Annotated in this window: 15 protein-coding genes; 6 read left to right on the top strand and 9 right to left on the bottom strand. The window is 57.9% G+C overall.

The annotated features are described in order from the left end of the window. The first annotated feature begins 42 nt into the window (after positions 1 to 42). From B3X29_RS02050 to B3X29_RS02035, 4 genes are all read left to right on the top strand, one after another. Positions 43 to 969 carry an ABC transporter ATP-binding protein gene (locus B3X29_RS02050; protein WP_103178306.1) on the top strand — a complete coding sequence of 309 codons (927 nt, stop codon included), beginning with the start codon at positions 43 to 45 and terminating at the stop codon, positions 967 to 969. Then, positions 966 to 1736, top strand: coding sequence for an ABC transporter permease (locus B3X29_RS02045; RefSeq protein ID WP_103178307.1), 771 nt, complete (start codon positions 966 to 968; stop codon positions 1734 to 1736). Before B3X29_RS02050 ends, B3X29_RS02045 begins: the two co-directional genes overlap by 4 nt. 105 nt (positions 1737 to 1841) lie before the next feature. Continuing rightward, on the top strand, positions 1842 to 2282 hold the full coding sequence (locus B3X29_RS02040; protein ID WP_156653922.1) for a PTS sugar transporter subunit IIA: 441 nt from the start codon (positions 1842 to 1844) through the stop codon (positions 2280 to 2282). Between the two features lie 62 nt (positions 2283 to 2344). After that, complete coding sequence (locus B3X29_RS02035) at positions 2345 to 3592, top strand: polysaccharide deacetylase family protein (RefSeq protein WP_103178309.1); 1248 nt, start codon at positions 2345 to 2347, stop codon at positions 3590 to 3592. Between the two features lie 2 nt (positions 3593 to 3594). On the opposite strand, the gene panD is transcribed toward B3X29_RS02035, so the two are convergent. The 9 genes from panD to thpR form a co-directional block, all read right to left on the bottom strand. Continuing rightward, on the bottom strand, positions 3595 to 3975 hold the full coding sequence (gene panD, locus B3X29_RS02030) for an aspartate 1-decarboxylase (RefSeq protein WP_032616579.1): 381 nt from the start codon (positions 3973 to 3975) through the stop codon (positions 3595 to 3597). 85 nt (positions 3976 to 4060) lie between these two features. After that, positions 4061 to 4915, bottom strand: a complete 855-nt coding sequence (gene panC, locus B3X29_RS02025) for a pantoate--beta-alanine ligase (RefSeq protein ID WP_103823278.1) — start codon at positions 4913 to 4915, stop codon at positions 4061 to 4063. An 11-nt stretch (positions 4916 to 4926) separates the two neighbouring features. Next, positions 4927 to 5718, bottom strand: coding sequence for a 3-methyl-2-oxobutanoate hydroxymethyltransferase (panB, locus tag B3X29_RS02020; protein WP_159339975.1), 792 nt, complete (start codon positions 5716 to 5718; stop codon positions 4927 to 4929). 122 nt (positions 5719 to 5840) lie between these two features. Then, the gene (folK, locus tag B3X29_RS02015; RefSeq protein ID WP_159339974.1) at positions 5841 to 6320 is read right to left on the bottom strand and encodes a 2-amino-4-hydroxy-6-hydroxymethyldihydropteridine diphosphokinase; all 480 of its coding nucleotides are present in this window, start codon (positions 6318 to 6320) and stop codon (positions 5841 to 5843) included. Continuing rightward, positions 6317 to 7714, bottom strand: a complete 1398-nt coding sequence (gene pcnB, locus B3X29_RS02010; RefSeq protein ID WP_210405546.1) for a polynucleotide adenylyltransferase PcnB — start codon at positions 7712 to 7714, stop codon at positions 6317 to 6319. The genes folK and pcnB overlap by 4 nt, the downstream gene beginning before the upstream one ends. Before the next feature lie 53 nt (positions 7715 to 7767). Further along, complete coding sequence (gene gluQRS, locus B3X29_RS02005) at positions 7768 to 8655, bottom strand: tRNA glutamyl-Q(34) synthetase GluQRS (RefSeq protein WP_159339973.1); 888 nt, start codon at positions 8653 to 8655, stop codon at positions 7768 to 7770. Positions 8656 to 8727: 72 nt separating this feature from the next. Beyond that, a complete protein-coding gene (dksA, locus tag B3X29_RS02000) occupies positions 8728 to 9183 on the bottom strand; it encodes an RNA polymerase-binding protein DksA (protein ID WP_012016093.1) in 456 nt (151 codons plus the stop codon). A gap of 177 nt (positions 9184 to 9360) precedes the next feature. Further along, on the bottom strand, positions 9361 to 10065 hold the full coding sequence (gene sfsA, locus B3X29_RS01995; protein ID WP_159339972.1) for a DNA/RNA nuclease SfsA: 705 nt from the start codon (positions 10063 to 10065) through the stop codon (positions 9361 to 9363). A 12-nt stretch (positions 10066 to 10077) separates the two neighbouring features. After that, positions 10078 to 10608 carry an RNA 2',3'-cyclic phosphodiesterase gene (gene thpR / locus B3X29_RS01990; RefSeq protein ID WP_103178316.1) on the bottom strand — a complete coding sequence of 177 codons (531 nt, stop codon included), beginning with the start codon at positions 10606 to 10608 and terminating at the stop codon, positions 10078 to 10080. 73 nt (positions 10609 to 10681) lie between these two features. Between thpR and hrpB the strand changes: the two genes are divergently transcribed. After that, entirely contained in the window at positions 10682 to 13111 is a 2430-nt protein-coding gene (gene hrpB, locus B3X29_RS01985) for an ATP-dependent helicase HrpB (protein WP_103178317.1), read from the top strand. A gap of 112 nt (positions 13112 to 13223) precedes the next feature. Next, on the top strand, positions 13224 to 15740 hold the full coding sequence (gene mrcB, locus B3X29_RS01980; protein WP_159339971.1) for a bifunctional glycosyl transferase/transpeptidase: 2517 nt from the start codon (positions 13224 to 13226) through the stop codon (positions 15738 to 15740). Positions 15741 to 15940: the final 200 nt, after the last annotated feature.

Genomic DNA, 15940 nt, shown 5'->3' with positions numbered 1-15940 from the left:
AAACCACACAACGTGTGTCAGAACTATAGGTAAGTTTATTTCATGGCGATTGCACTTGAGCTTGAGCAACTTAAAAAAACCTATCCGGGCGGCGTCCAGGCGCTGCGCGGGATAGATCTCAAAGTAGAAGCCGGTGATTTTTATGCGCTTCTGGGGCCTAACGGGGCAGGTAAATCCACCACCATCGGTATCATCAGCTCGCTGGTGAACAAATCCTCCGGCCGGGTGAGCGTGTTTGGCTATGACCTGGAGAAAGATGTGGTCAACGCCAAACGCCAGCTGGGGCTGGTGCCGCAGGAGTTTAACTTCAATCCGTTTGAGACCGTACAGCAGATTGTGGTGAACCAGGCGGGTTACTACGGCGTCGAGCGCAAAGAGGCGGTCGCGCGCAGCGAAAAGTATCTTAAGCAGCTCGATCTGTGGGAGAAACGCAACGAACGTGCGCGGATGTTGTCCGGCGGCATGAAGCGTCGTCTGATGATTGCCCGCGCCCTGATGCACGAGCCAAAGCTGCTGATCCTCGATGAGCCCACCGCCGGGGTGGATATCGAGCTTCGCCGCTCAATGTGGAGCTTTTTGAAGGATTTAAACGACAAAGGCACCACCATTATCCTCACCACCCACTATCTGGAAGAGGCTGAGATGCTCTGTCGCAATATCGGCATCATTCAGCACGGCGAGCTGGTGGAAAACACCTCAATGAAAGATCTGCTCTCCAAGCTGAAGTCAGAGACGTTCATTCTCGACCTGGCGGCAAAAAGTCCGCTGCCGAAGCTGGTCGGCTATCAGTACCGTCTGGTGGATACCTCCACGCTTGAAGTGGAAGTGCTGCGCGAGCAGGGGATCAACAGCGTCTTCAGCCAGCTGAGCGAGCAGGGGATTCAGGTATTAAGTATGCGTAACAAAGCAAACCGACTGGAAGAGCTCTTCGTCTCGCTGGTCCATGAGAAACAAGGAGATCGCGCATGATGCAGCTTTACTGGGTGGCGCTGAAAAGTATCTGGGCCAAAGAGATCAACCGTTTCATGCGTATCTGGATCCAGACCCTGGTTCCGCCGGTGATCACTATGACCCTCTACTTTATTATCTTCGGCAACCTGATTGGCTCGCGCATCGGCGAGATGCACGGCTTTACCTATATGCAGTTTATTGTGCCGGGCCTGATCATGATGGCGGTCATCACCAACGCCTACGCCAATGTGGCGTCGTCGTTCTTCAGCGCCAAGTTCCAGCGCAACATTGAAGAGCTGCTGGTGGCGCCGGTGCCTACCCACGTCATCATCGCCGGTTACGTCGGGGGCGGAGTCGCGCGCGGCCTTTGCGTCGGCATTCTGGTCACCGCCGTTTCGCTGTTCTTTGTGCCATTCCAGGTGCACTCCTGGCTGTTTGTCGGCCTGACGCTGCTGCTGACGGCGATACTGTTCTCTCTGGCGGGGCTGCTGAACGCGGTATTCGCTAAAACCTTTGACGATATCAGCCTGATCCCGACCTTCGTCCTGACGCCGCTCACCTACCTCGGTGGGGTCTTCTACTCCCTGACGCTGCTGCCGCCGTTCTGGCAGGGGCTGTCACACCTGAACCCTATCGTCTATATGATCAGCGGCTTCCGCTTTGGTTTCCTCGGCATTTCCGATGTGCCGCTGGTGACGACCGTTGGCGTGCTGGTGATCTTTATCGTTGCCTTCTATCTGCTGTGCTGGAATCTGATCCAGCGCGGACGCGGGCTGCGTAGCTAACCATCAGGCCCGGCGGCGTTCTGTTGCCGGGCCGCTTTATTGACCACCGTCACCCCCATACCTTATCTCTCCCGCTACACTACTCCTTTCTGATGAGAGGTGACGATGCTGGGTTGGGTAATAACGTGCCATGAAGAACACGCGCAGCTGATGGCGGATCGGCTTGCCGCTCGCTTTGGGCCGCTGGAGCAATGCCAGGTGGTCAATTTCTGGCGCGGCTTAAGCTGCAATATGCTCAGCCGTATGTTGTGTGATGCCCAGCATCATGCCGACAGCGGTGACGGGGTGATCTTTCTGACCGACATCTCCGGCGCTGCGCCGTATCGCGCAGCCGCCCTGCTCAGCCATAAGCATGAGAATTGCGAAGTGATCTCCGGGATAAGCTATCCGCTGCTGGAGATGATGTACCCCCTGCGTGAAACGACCGACAGCGTCAGCTTTCGTAACACCATCGTGGCCCACGGCGCGCCGGACGTCAGCAGCCTGTGGCACCAGCAGCAGAAAAACCCGCCCTTCGTTCTGCTGCATGGACCGGAGAAATATTAAACATTGGTATTACCGGTGCTTTTGCTACAATGTCGTCCGATTTTCGTACTGAATAATTCTCTATGTTCTCGCGTATTTTTCTTCTGCTTCTTCTGCTGGTTTCCGGCGGCGCTTCTGCCAGTCTGCTAAGCCCGCAAGGGGCTCCGGCCCGTTATATGCAAACCACCGAAGATGCCACCATCTGGGCGCAGGTAGGTAACCGCGTCGTGACCGTCGGCAATGTGCGCGCCGGGCAGATCATCGCCGTTTCTCCCACCCCGGCAGATTACTATGAGTTCCGGTTTGGCTTTGGCACCGGTTTTATCGACAAAGGGCATCTGGGCGAAGTGCAGGGCAAACAGCGGGTGGAGGATAGCCTTGGCGATCTGAATAAGCCTCTCAGCAACCAGAATTTGATTACGTGGAAAGATACGCCGATCTACAACGCGCCCAGCGCCGGTAGCGCCCCGTTCGGTACGCTGGCAGATAATCTGCGCTATCCGATCCTCAATAAACTCAAGGATCGCCTGAATCAGACGTGGTATCAGATCCGCATCGCTAACCGTCTGGCCTGGGTCAGCAGCCTGGATGCGCAGGAAGATAATGGCCTGCCGGTGCTCACTTATCACCATATCCTGCGCGATGAAGAGAACACCCGTTTCCGCCATACCTCAACCACCACCAGCGTACGTGCCTTCAATAACCAGATGACCTGGCTGCGCGACCAGGGCTATACCACGCTGACCCTGTATCAGCTCGAAGGTTATGTGCGTAACAAAATGAACCTGCCCGCCAGGGCAGTGGTGATCACCTTTGACGACGGCCTGAAGTCGGTCAGCCGCTACGCCTGGCCAATCCTCAGGCAGTACGGCTTTCACGCCACGGCCTTTATTATCTCCTCGCGCATCAAAGCGCATCCCCAAAAATGGGATCCAAAGACGCTGCAGTTTATGAGCATTTCCGAGCTGCGGGAGATCCAGGATGTTTTTGACGTGCAGTCGCACACCCATTTCCTGCACCGGGTGGACAATAACCGCCATCCGATCCTGCTCAGCCGCAGTTACCACAACATCGTGATGGATTTCAAACACTCCCGCCGCGCGCTGGCGCAGTTTAACCCGCACGTGCTCTATCTTTCGTACCCGTTTGGCGGTTACAACGATAATGCGGTAAAAGCGGCGAATGACGCCGGTTTTCATCTGGCGGTGACGACGGTAAAAGGCAAGGTAAAGCCGGGAGATAATCCGTTCTTGTTAAAGCGTTTGTACGTTCTCAGAACGGATTCTTTAGAGACCATGTCGCGGCTGATCAGCAATCAGCCGCAGGGGTAGCATCAGGCAACCTGAACGGGGATCGCTTTCGCGGTGCGTTTCATGTCGTTGTCGCCTTCGAAATAGGCCACTTTCGGCTGCCAGCGGCGGGCTTCCTCGTCGGACATCATAACGAAGCTGGCGATGATGACGATATCGCCCACGTTGGCACAGTGCGCGGCCGCACCGTTCACGGAGATGATTTTAGAACCCCGTTCAGCCGCGATAGCATAGGTTGAGAAACGATTGCCGTTACTCACGTTCCAGATATCAATGGCTTCGTTTTCAAGAATACCCGCCGCGTCGAGAAAATCCTGATCGATCGCGCAGGAGCCTTCATAGTGCAGATCGGCCTGAGTGACCTTCACACGGTGAAGCTTACCTTGCAACATTTTGCGAATCATGATGTTACCTTTACTCTTCTTCGTAACCCACTTGCCCGCAAGTGGGAAGGGAAACTAATCCATTAGCTATCTATCAGCTCAGTCATTACTGAGCCAGTTCAACGACACTGTTGTCGATCAGGCGCGCCTGACCGAGCCACGCAGCAACCAGGATCACCGCGCGTTTGCTGGTGGCAGAGAGCTCCAGCAGCGTATCGGCATCGCGGATCTGAATATCATCAGCCCGGAAGCCTTTGTCATTCAGCTCCTGTTCGGCAATGGCGATAATCTCTTCACTGCTCAGCGCCTTCTGTTGCAGCTTTTCAACCATCGCGCTCATCACCTTATACAGACCCGGCGCGATTTTACGCTGGTCAGCGGTGAGGTAGCCGTTGCGGGAGCTCAGCGCCAGGCCATCTTTGGCACGCACGATCGGTACGCCAACGATGTCGATGTCGTACCCCATGTCGGCTACCATCTTGCGGATAAGCGCCAGTTGCTGGAAATCTTTCTCGCCGAAACAGGCGATATCCGGCTGCACAAGGTTAAACAGCTTACTGACGATGGTAGAAACACCGCGGAAATGACCCGGACGGCTGGCGCCTTCCAGCATGGTGGAGATACCCGGTACGTCTACATAGGTCGTCTCTTCTGTACCCTTAGGATAGACATCATTCGGTGCCGGGGCGAAGACGAAATCGACCTGATGCTTTTTCAGCTTCTCGCAATCTTCCTGCAGCGTGCGCGGGTAGCGGGCCAGGTCGTCGGCACGGTCAAATTGCATCGGGTTAACGAAAATGCTCACCACTACCACATCGGCACGGGCTTTGGCTTCGTCCACCAGCTTCATGTGGCCGTCATGCAGGTTGCCCATGGTGGGCACCAGCGCGATACGTTTACCTTCCTGGCGCAGGCGACGAATATGCTGGCGCAGCAGCGGCAGGGTTTCAATGATTAGCACAACAAGACTCCTTACTGGAAACTGTGTTCTTCACCCGGGTAAACACCCGATTCAACGTCGGCAATATACTGCCTGACTGCGCCGCGCATGTCGCCTGCGTCGATAAGGAAATTCTTCGCAAATTTTGGGATATGCCCGCCGGTAATGCCAAACGCATCGTGCATCACCAGAATTTGTCCGTCGGTGACGTTACCGGCGCCAATGCCGATCACCGGAATAGAAAGCGCCTCGGTAATGCGTTTCGCCAGCGACACCGGCACGCACTCCAGCACCAGCAGCTGTGCTCCTGCGGCTTCTAACGCCTGCGCATCATCAAACAGGGTCTGGGCAGCGTCACCGCGGCCCTGCACCTTATAGCCACCGAAGATATTGACCGACTGCGGGGTTAACCCCAGATGGCCGCATACCGGCACCGCGCGCTCGGTGAGCATGCCTACGGTCTCAACCAGCCAGGCGCCGCCTTCCACTTTGACCATGTTGGCCCCGGCGCGCATCACCGTGGCGGCATTTTCAAACGCCTGCTCCGGTGTGGCGTAGGCCATAAACGGCAGATCGGCGAGCAGCAGAGAAGCTGGGGCTCCGCGGCGAACCGCCCGGGTATGATAAGCAATATCTTCTACCGTCACCGGCAGAGTGGAGTCATGTCCCTGGACCGTCATCCCTAACGAGTCGCCGACCAGCATGACGTTAATCCCCTCTTCGGCAAAGAGTTTGGCGAAGCTGTAGTCATAGGCGGTAATGGTGGCGAAGCGCTGCTTGTCCTGTTTGCATTTCTGCAGGGTGGCGATGGTGGTTGGTTTCATACTGTTTCCTGATAGCCCAAAGCGAATCTTTGCGCATTCTAACAGTAACATTCGGGGGAACAATGATTTTACGTAACCGATTAACCATAAATATTTCATGGTTAATCAATGGAAATTTACTGTTACCAGCGGGCCGGTTTTTCGGCGTTAAGCTGCGTCAACAGGGCGCTTAAACTTTCGCCGTCGGGGAAGATCAGGTCGGGGGCAATTTCAAACAGCGGCCAGAGCATAAAGCCGCGGCGTTTCATGTCGTAATGCGGTACGGTCAGGCGTTCGGTGTTAATCACCGCATCACCAAACAGCATGATATCCAAATCGAGGGTGCGCGGTCCCCAGCGCTCTTCTTTACGCACGCGCCCCTGCTGCAGCTCAATGCGCTGGGTGTTGTCCAGCAGCGCGTCGGCGCTAAGGGCGGTTTCCAGCGCAATGGCGGCGTTGAGGTAGTCGGGCTGATCCTGCGGGCCCAGCGGGGGCGTGCGATAGAAAGAGGAGAGGGCGACAACGCGGCTCTGCGGAATGTCGCCCAGCGCCTGGACGGCAGCATTGACCTGCTCCAGCGGAGAGGCCAGATTACTGCCGATGGCGATATAGGTCAGCGTCATGCGGCCCCTTCGCGGCGTGGAGCACGCTTACGTGGACGACGATGGCGGCGACGCGGCGCCGGCTCTTCATCGAGACCGGTCAGCATGTCCTTCTGCGCCGGTGGCGCAGAAACCTGGAACTCACCCCACCACTGCACCAGCGCCTGCAGCTCGCGGTTGTTCTCCGCTTCGGCACGCAGGGCCATCAGATCGTAAGCCGCACGGAATTTTGGATGCTCCATTAACTTCCATGCGCGTTTACCCTGACGACGGGACATCCGCAGCTGAAGCTGCCAGATATCACGCACCAGCGTGGTGATGCGTTTCGGGATCGCCAGCGAACGGCAGGCTTCATCCAGCACATCGTTAGCGGCCAGGGCGAAGGCATCGTAGTAGGCCAGACCGCTCTCCTGAGCAATCTTCTGTGCCGTCTCCAGCAGCGGATACCAGAACATCGCCGCAAAGAGGAATGCCGGGTTAACGCGCATATCGTTCTGAATGCGGTTATCGGTATTCTTCAACACCTGGTCGATGATACGTTCCATCGCGCTGTCACCTTTTTCGGTGAAGTTGCGCGTAATGGTCGGGAACAGGGGCTGGAACAGGCTGTATTCGCGCAGCAGCTGATAGGTGGCAAAACCGTGACCAGCCTGCAGCAGCTTCAGCGCCTCTTCAAACAGACGCGCCGGGGGCACATCGTTGATCAGCGTCGCCAGGCGCGGGATCGGCTCGGCGGTTTCCGGGCTGATGTGCATACCCAGCTTGGCGGCAAAACGCACGGCACGCAGCATCCGCACCGGATCTTCGCGGTAGCGGGTTTCCGGGTTGCCGATCAGGCGAATCAGACCCGCTTTAAGATCCGGCACCCCACCCACGAAATCGCGGACGGTAAAGTCAGCCACGCTGTAATACAGGCTGTTGATAGTGAAATCGCGACGCTGGGCATCTTCTTCGATAGAACCGAAGATATTGTCACGCAGCAGCATACCGTTCTGGCCGCGCTGGGAAGTGGTGCGATCGGTTGGCGTGCCTTCGTGATGACCACGGAAGGTGGCCACTTCGATGATCTCCGGCCCAAACATGACGTGAGCAAGACGGAAGCGGCGGCCAACCAGACGGCAGTTGCGGAATAATTTCCGCACCTGCTCAGGCGTGGCGCTGGTGGTCACGTCAAAATCTTTCGGCTTTTTGCCCAGCAACAGGTCACGCACCCCGCCACCAACGAGATACGCCTCATAGCCAGCTTTATTCAGGCGATAAAGCACCTTAAGGGCGTTTTCACTGATATCTTTGCGGGAAATAGCATGCTGTTCGCGCGGAATAACCGACATCGTATTTTGAACAATGACGTCATCCGCCATGCTCTCATCGCGGCTCAGCACCTTACGGCAAAAATTAGCGACTCGGGTAAAAATAGTACACCTCGGTAGTGTGTGTTTCAGAATTCAGGACAAAAAATAGCGGCTAATCATAGCTCAGCGAGACGCATTTGAGAATGCTGGATTTTCGGCACGCGAATGAGCGACCAGTTGGCCACCGCTTTTTCCAGCAATTCTTCGGTGCGCAGATCCTGCCACTCATTTGTTACATCCTGGTTTAGAAATTGTAAAGCATTGATAAGAACAGGGCGAGGATCGCCGGTCGGTAATGCGGGGGCATGATTCTGTTTCGAGAGTTTCATCCCTTTTTCATTCACCACCAGCGGCAGGTGAATGTAGTCCGGAACCGGCCAGCCAAACAGCCGGTAGAGCGAAATCTGCCGGACGGTAGGTTCAATCAGGTCGGCTCCGCGCACAATTTCGTTTACGCCCTGGAAATGGTCATCCACCACCACCGCCAGGTTATAAGCAAACAGCCCGTCCCGCCGATGGATAATGAAATCCTCGCCCGCCAGACGCGCATCGGCGTGGAGTTCACCCTGTAACCGGTCGGTAAAGCAGGTGACGGGATACTGTTGCATCACCCGCACCGCCGCATTTTCCGGGCCGTGATGCAGGGTGCGGCAGTGGCCGTCATAGACGCCGCCGACGCGCTGAATGCGGGCGCGGGTGCAGGTGCAGTAGTACGAAAGGCCCTCGGCATGCAGCCAGGCCAGGCGTTCGCGGTAGGCTTCGTGACGATGGGATTGCCAGAGAATGTCGCCATCCCAGTGCAGGCCGTAATGTTCCAGCTGTCGCAGAATGGTGTCTGCCGCACCGGGAACTTCACGCGGAGGGTCGATATCTTCAATCCGCACGCGCCAGATACCCTGTTGGGCACGGGCTTGCAGATAGCTGCCAAGGGCAGCAATGAGCGAGCCGAAATGCAGTTCGCCAGAGGGGGATGGCGCGAAGCGCCCAATATAGTCAGCAGGCATAATTACACGGCGCAGAAAGTAATCAGGCGGGAGAGAACTCCCGCCTGTGGTAGCGTTGCAACAGGGCTGGTATTAACCGGCCATCTGTTTTTCGCGGATTTCTGCCAGCGTTTTACAGTCGATGCACAGGTCGGCTGTCGGACGGGCTTCCAGACGACGAATGCCGATTTCGACACCGCAGGATTCGCAGAAGCCGAAATCTTCGTCTTCGACTTTTTTCAGCGTTTTCTCAATCTTTTTGATCAGCTTACGCTCGCGGTCACGGTTACGCAGTTCGAGGCTGAACTCTTCTTCCTGGGCGGCACGGTCTACCGGATCCGGGAAGTTAGCTGCTTCGTCCTGCATATGTGTAACGGTGCGATCGACTTCATCCCGGAGTTGATTACGCCATGCTTCAAGGATTCGCTTGAAGTGTGATAGCTGGGCTTCATTCATATACTCTTCGCCCGGCTTCTCTTGATACGGCTCCACCCCAGCGATGGCGAGAATACTCAGGGACGATGTTTTACGGTTTTGCCCTTCTTGCATGTTGCTTCTCCTTAACACGCACTATCGATCCCCGTGTTGGGGGAAAAATCAGGCCGCTATAAATAGCAGATGCTTTTCCGTAAGGCAATTATCTAAACGTAACACTTGACAAGCCTGTGAGGAAAAGCGTATTTGCGCACACGACCAGAATACTTATTAGCCAACGCTCAACCCCTTTCATAACGTGGCGGGGAGAGCGGATCTCAGAGTGATATTATCGGCAGAAAGTTCAGCTTTATACACCAAAACCTCTACCCCCTGCTTTTGTGCCTCATTCAACAGTTGCGCGTACTTAAGGTCAATATGGCGGGCGGGTGAAAATCGCCCAATTGCGCTGTGCAATACCGCAAATAACAGCACGGCGCGTTTGCCCGCCGCCGCTACACTCATAAGCTCCCGGAGGTGCTTCTGCCCTCGCAGTGTCACCGCATCCGGGAAATAACCGTTATCGTTCTCAGCTAACGTCACTGATTTCACTTCAATATAGCACTCGGGGCGATCGTCTGCCTGCAACATAAAGTCGATTCTGCTGCTTTCGCTGCCATATTTTACCTCGCTTTTTAGCGTGTTATAGCCGCGCAGTTCCGGAATAAAATCCAGACTAATCGCCTCTTTGACCAGCTGGTTCGCTCGCAGCGTATTGACGCAAATATATTCTCCGTCCGCGGTCTGGGTTATTTCCCAGGTGTGAGGATATTTACGTTTGATATTACTGGAAGTGGAATACCAGACGGTATCCCCCGGCGTGGCGCAGCCGGTCATCGCCCCGGTATTGGGGCAGTGCAGCGTCAGGGTTTCACCGTTAGGCGTTACCACGTCGGCAAGAAAACGTTTATAGCGTTGTACCAGCGTGGCGGGTTGTAGGGCAGGGGTAAACTGCATGCAAATTCCTTGTTATTCGGTAAGCGTCCAGCGCTGGAGCGGCGTGTAGCGCGTGCGCCCGCCTGCGAAACGGCTCTCGTAGAGGACAAAATCTTTCACCGCAAACGACCAGTGAAAACCCGGTGGCGGAATGGCGACGGCGTGGCTGGCATCGCGCAGCAGGGTGATATGCGGATGAAACGGCTGGGGGCTTTGATAGCAGCCGCTGCGCGCCGCCTGGGCCCGCAACATGTTGGCCAGCTGTAATAACCCCCGCGGCGGCTGGCGGGTACCCAGCCAGACGACGCGGGAGCGCAGCCACTGTCCGGCATCGTCCAGCGTCAGGGTAAACTCCGGCTGACGGATGCGTCCGGCCATTGCCGCCAGCGCCTGCTGTTTCTCAGGGCTGACATCCCCTAAAAACGCCAGCGTCAGGTGCAGGTTGCCGCCCGCCACCGGACGGCCCGCTTCCGGCGCAAAGTGGTCGGCGCGCCAGCGGACGATCTGCCGCTGGAGCGAGGCAGGCATTTCAATGGCAAAAAACAACCTTTTTGACTCGGACATACGGCGCACTCGGTAATGAATTGTGGCGATGCTACAATGTACGCCGTCTAAAGTTAACCCTCTGGAGCCATTCGTGTCCTTGTTGCCGGTCGCCGCTGTCCTTCCCGATCTCCTTCACGCCTTACAACATGCCCCCCAGGTGCTGCTGAACGCGCCAACCGGTGCGGGCAAATCGACCTGGCTGCCGCTGCAGATCCTGGCGCAGGGGGCGATCAACGGCAAAATCATCCTGCTCGAACCGCGCAGGCTCGCGGCCCGCAACGTGGCGCAGCGCCTGGCGGAGCTGCTGGGGGAAAAGCCCGGCGAGACGGTCGGCTACCGGATGCGCGCCGAAACCTGCGTGGGGGCCAACACCCGGCTGGAGGTGGTCACCGAGGGGATCCTCACCCGGATGCTGCAGCAGGATCCCGAGCTTAACGGCACAGGGCTGGTGATCCTCGATGAGTTCCACGAGCGCAGCCTGCAGGCGGATCTGGCGCTGGCGCTGCTGCTGGATGTCCAGCAGGGACTGCGGGACGATCTCAAACTGCTGATCATGTCCGCGACCCTGGACAACGAGCGGCTCCAGCGCCTGCTGCCGGAGGCGCCCACCATCGTGTCTGAGGGCCGTACTTTTCCGGTGGAGCGGCGCTATCAGTCGCTCTCCACCCATCTGCGTTTCGACGAAGCGGTGGCGGTCGCCACCGCCGAGCTGCTGCGCCAGGAGCCGGGCTCGCTGCTGTTGTTCTTACCCGGCGTGATTGAGATCCAGCGGGTACAGGAGCAGCTGTCACGTCGCGTAAGTGATGACGTGGTGCTCTGCCCGCTGTATGGCGCGCTGCCGCTGGCCGAGCAGCGTAAAGCGATCCTGCCAGCCCCGCCAGGGCAGCGCAAAGTGGTGCTGGCGACCAATATTGCCGAAACCAGCCTGACCATCGAGGGCATCCGGCTGGTGGTGGACTCCGCCCAGGAGCGGGTGGCGAATTTCGACCCGCGCACCGGCCTGACCCGCCTGCTGACCCAGCGCGTGAGCCAGGCTTCCATGACCCAGCGCGCCGGGCGCGCCGGGCGACTGGAGCCGGGAATCTGCCTGCATCTTACGCCGTTTGAGCAGGCAGAACGCGCCGCGGCGCAGGGCACGCCCGAAATTATGCAAAGCGATCTCAGCGGCCTGCTGATGGAACTGTTGCAGTGGGGCTGCCGGGAACCCTCGCAATTAAACTGGCTGGATCTGCCGCCTGCGACTAACCTTGCGGCGGCCCGGCGCTTATTAACGCAGCTTGGGGCGCTGGCGGGAGAGAAGCTCACCGCCTTTGGTCAGAAGATGGCGAAGTCTGGCAACGATCCGCGGCTGGCGGCCATGCTGGCCAGCGCGACGGATGACGACGATATTGCGACGGCGGCAAAGCTGGCCGCTATCCTTGAACAGCCGCCGCGTGGCACCAGTAGCGATCTGGCTCAGGCCTTCTCCCGCAATCAGCCGGAGTGGCAGCAGCGTGCCCGGCAGTTGAGTGCGCGCCTGAACAGCCGGGGCGGGGCGCCGGAGAGCGACCGGGTGCCCGTGCTGCTGGCGAAGGCGTTTCCCGACCGGATCGCCCGCCGCCGTGGGCTTGATGGACGCTATCAACTGGCAAATGGCATGGGCGCGATGCTACAGAGCGACGACGCCATGACCCGCCACGAGTGGCTGATTGCCCCGCTACTGTTGCAGGGCAGCCAGTCGCCGGATGCCCGTATTCTGCAGGCCATAGCTGTGGATATTGATACTCTGATCGCCGCTTCTCCGGGCCTGGTGGAACAGTCTGACACCGTGGAGTGGGATGAAGCGCAGGGCACGCTGAAGGCGCTGCGGCGTTCGCAGATTGGCCGCCTGACGGTGAGCGTTAAGCCGCTGGCAAAGCCCTCGGAAGAGGAGCTGCATCAGGCGATGCTTAACGGCATCCGCGATAAAGGGCTCAGCGTGCTGAACTGGACCCCGGAGGCGGAGCAGTACCGGCTTCGCCTGCACTGCGCGGCGCAGTGGCTGCCGGAGTACGCGTGGCCCGCGGTAGACGAAGCCTCGCTGCTGGCAAATCTGGAAAACTGGTTACTGCCGCAAATGAGTGGCGTACACTCCCTGCGCGCGCTAAAAGCGCTGGATGTTAAGGCGGCATTACAGAACTTAACCGACTGGTCGTTACGCCAACGTCTGGATACCGAGCTTCCAGGGCATTACACTGTGCCCACCGGCAGCCGGATAGCCATTCGTTATCATGAAGATAATCCTCCGGCGCTGGCGGTACGCATGCAGGAGATGTTTGGCGAGGCGACCACGCCTGCCATTGCGCAGGGGCGGGTGCCGCTGGTGCTGGAGCTGTTGTCACCGGCCCAGCGTCCGCTGCAGATCACCCGGGATTTGGGTGCATTCTGGGCTGGCAGCTACCGCGAGGTGCAAAAAGAGATGAAAGGGCGTTATCCCAAACATGTCTGGCCGGACGACCCGGCAAATACCGCGCCGACCCGGCGCACGAAGAAGTATTCGTAGCGCCACCCGGCAATACCCTCTGAGAGGGTAAATTTGAGAGATTTCTTCTTCCTCCATCAGGGGGAAGACCAGAGAATCGGGCCTTTGCGCCTGATAGTTGCGGAGAGAAAGCATGGCGGGGAATGACCGCGAGCCAATTGGACGTAAAGGAAGACCTGCCCGTCCGGCAAAAGAAAAGGCAGGCCGTCGACGCCTCAGAGATGAAGAGTACGACGATGTTGATAATGAGTATGACGATGACGCACCTGCGCCACGTAAAGGAAAAGGCAAAAAAGGTAAACCTCGTGGCAAGCGCGGCTGGTTCTGGCTGCTGCTGAAGCTGTTTATTGTTTTCCTCATCCTGCTGGCGATCTATGGCGTCTATCTGGATCAAAAGATCCGCAGCCGCATTGACGGCAAAGTCTGGCAGCTGCCGGCGGCGGTCTATGGCCGGATGGTTAACCTTGAGCCGGATATGTCCATCAGCAAGAATGAGATGGTCAAGCTGCTGGAGGCGACCCAGTACCGCCAGGTGACGAAGATGACCCGTCCCGGCGAGTTTACGGTGCAGGCGAAGAGCATTGAGATGATCCGCCGTCCGTTTGACTTCCCGGACAGTAAAGAGGGGCAGGTGCGCGCGCGTCTGACCTTCGACGGCGATCATCTGGAAACCATTGAGAACATGGAGAACAACCGTCAGTTCGGTTTCTTCCGTCTCGATCCGCGGCTGATCACCATGCTCTCCTCGCCAAACGGCGAGCAGCGCCTGTTTGTGGCGCGTAATGGCTTCCCGGATCTGCTGGTGGATACCCTGCTGGCGACCGAGGACCGTCACTTCTATGAGCACGATGGCGTCAGCCTCTACTCCATTGGTCGTGCGGTGCTGGCGAACCTGACCGCAGGACGCACGGTGCAGGGGGCAAGTACCCTGACCCAGCAGCTGGTGAAGAACCTGTTCCTCTCCAGCGAACGCTCCTACTGGCGTAAGGCCAACGAAGCCTACATGGCCGTGCTGATGGATGCGCGCTACAGCAAAGACCGCATTCTTGAGCTCTATATGAACGAGGTCTATCTCGGTCAGAGCGGCGACAATGAAATTCGCGGCTTCCCGCTGGCGAGCCTCTACTACTTTGGCCGTCCGGTGGAAGAGCTGAGCCTCGACCAGCAGGCGTTGCTGGTGGGCATGGTTAAGGGTGCCTCCATCTACAACCCGTGGCGTAACCCGAAACTGGCTCTGGAGCGGCGTAATCTGGTGCTGCGTCTGCTGCAACAGCAGCAGGTGATCGACCAGGAACTGTATGACATGCTCAGCGCACGTCCGTTAGGCGTACAGCCGCGCGGCGGCGTCATCTCCCCGCAGCCTGCATTTATGCAGATGGTGCGTCAGGAGCTGCAGGCCAAACTGGGCGATAAAGTTAAAGATCTCTCCGGCGTGAAGATCTTCACCACCTTTGACTCCGTGGCGCAGGATGCCGCAGAGAAGGCGGCGGTAGAAGGCATTCCGGCGCTGAAAAAACAGCGCAAGCTGAACGATCTGGAGACCGCGATGGTGGTAGTCGATCGCACCACCGGCGAAGTGCGGGCGATGGTCGGCGGGGCAGAGCCGCAGTTTGCGGGCTATAACCGCGCCATGCAGGCACGCCGTTCGATCGGCTCTCTGGCTAAACCGGCGACCTATCTCACCGCTTTGAGCCAGCCGAACCAGTATCGTCTCAACACCTGGATCGCCGATGCCCCGATTGCCCTGCGCCAGCCGAATGGCCAGGTCTGGTCGCCGCAGAACGACGATAAGCAGTACAGCGGCCAGGTGATGCTGGTGGACGCCCTGACGCGTTCCATGAACGTGCCGACGGTTAACCTTGGGATGGCGCTTGGCCTGCCAGCAGTCACCGATACTTGGCTAAAACTGGGCGTGCCGAAAGATCAGCTGCATCCGGTTCCGGCCATGCTGCTGGGGGCCCTGAACCTGACGCCAATTGAAGTGGCGCAGGCGTTCCAGACCATCGCCAGCGGCGGGAACCGTGCTCCGCTCTCTGCGCTGCGTTCAGTGATTGCCGAAGACGGCACCCCGCTGTACCAGAGCTTCCCGCAGGCGGAGCGTGCCGTACCGGCGCAGGCTGCCTATATGACCCTCTGGACCATGCAGCAGGTTGTGCAGCGCGGTACCGGGCGTCAGCTGGGGGCGAAGTACCCTGGCCTGCATCTGGCGGGTAAAACCGGGACCACCAATAACAACGTCGACACCTGGTTTGCGGGTATCGACGGACGTGAAGTGGTGATCACCTGGGTAGGGCGCGATAACAACCAGCCAACCAAGCTGTATGGTGCCAGCGGGGCGATGTCTATCTACCAGCGCTATCTGGCTAACCAGTCGCCGGTGCCGTTAACCCTGACGCCACCGGAAGATATCGTCGATATGGGCGTGGATGAGTCGGGCAACTTTGTGTGTGGCGGCGGTATGCGCCGTGTGCCGGTCTGGACCAGCAACCCGGACTCCCTGTGTCAGCAGGCTGCCCCGGAACCATCGGGTAATCCGTTTGACCAGTCTTCTCAGCCGCAGTCGCAGCCGCAACAACAGCAGCCGCAGCAGCCCGAGAAGAAGGAGAGCGACGGTGTCGCGGGCTGGATCAAGGATATGTTCGGCGGTTAACTCACCACTATTCCCTCTCCTGCGGGAGAGGGAATTTTCACCTCAATTAAACATCCCTCCAACACTCAAATCTCCATTTATTAACCCTCTATTTTCCATTGTTTAATTCTTATACCCTCATTTCCTGTAGGGGCGCATATCACTTGCTATGCCGTGAATGTTTCGCATAATATGCTGCGGTCATAATAATAATTCTCGTT

The organism is Leclercia sp. UBA5076 (genome assembly GCF_002416465.1).
In the GTDB taxonomy this organism is placed as follows: Bacteria; Pseudomonadota; Gammaproteobacteria; order Enterobacterales; family Enterobacteriaceae; genus Enterobacter.
This window is presented reverse-complemented; position numbering and strand designations above follow the sequence as displayed.

Excerpts from the sequence above, each read along its gene's own strand:
- B3X29_RS02050 (WP_103178306.1), top strand. The coding sequence starts at position 43 with ATGGCGATTGCACTTGAGCTTGAGCAACTTAAAAAAACCTATCCGGGC.
- B3X29_RS02045 (WP_103178307.1), top strand. The coding sequence starts at position 966 with ATGATGCAGCTTTACTGGGTGGCGCTGAAAAGTATCTGGGCCAAAGAG.
- B3X29_RS02040 (WP_156653922.1), top strand. The coding sequence starts at position 1,842 with ATGCTGGGTTGGGTAATAACGTGCCATGAAGAACACGCGCAGCTGATG.
- B3X29_RS02035 (WP_103178309.1), top strand. The coding sequence starts at position 2,345 with ATGTTCTCGCGTATTTTTCTTCTGCTTCTTCTGCTGGTTTCCGGCGGC.
- panD (WP_032616579.1), bottom strand. The coding sequence starts at position 3,975 with ATGATTCGCAAAATGTTGCAAGGTAAGCTTCACCGTGTGAAGGTCACT.
- panB (WP_159339975.1), bottom strand. The coding sequence starts at position 5,718 with ATGAAACCAACCACCATCGCCACCCTGCAGAAATGCAAACAGGACAAG.
- folK (WP_159339974.1), bottom strand. The coding sequence starts at position 6,320 with ATGACGCTGACCTATATCGCCATCGGCAGTAATCTGGCCTCTCCGCTG.
- gluQRS (WP_159339973.1), bottom strand. The coding sequence starts at position 8,655 with ATGCCTGCTGACTATATTGGGCGCTTCGCGCCATCCCCCTCTGGCGAA.
- dksA (WP_012016093.1), bottom strand. The coding sequence starts at position 9,183 with ATGCAAGAAGGGCAAAACCGTAAAACATCGTCCCTGAGTATTCTCGCC.
- sfsA (WP_159339972.1), bottom strand. The coding sequence starts at position 10,065 with ATGCAGTTTACCCCTGCCCTACAACCCGCCACGCTGGTACAACGCTAT.
- thpR (WP_103178316.1), bottom strand. The coding sequence starts at position 10,608 with ATGTCCGAGTCAAAAAGGTTGTTTTTTGCCATTGAAATGCCTGCCTCG.
- mrcB (WP_159339971.1), top strand. The coding sequence starts at position 13,224 with ATGGCGGGGAATGACCGCGAGCCAATTGGACGTAAAGGAAGACCTGCC.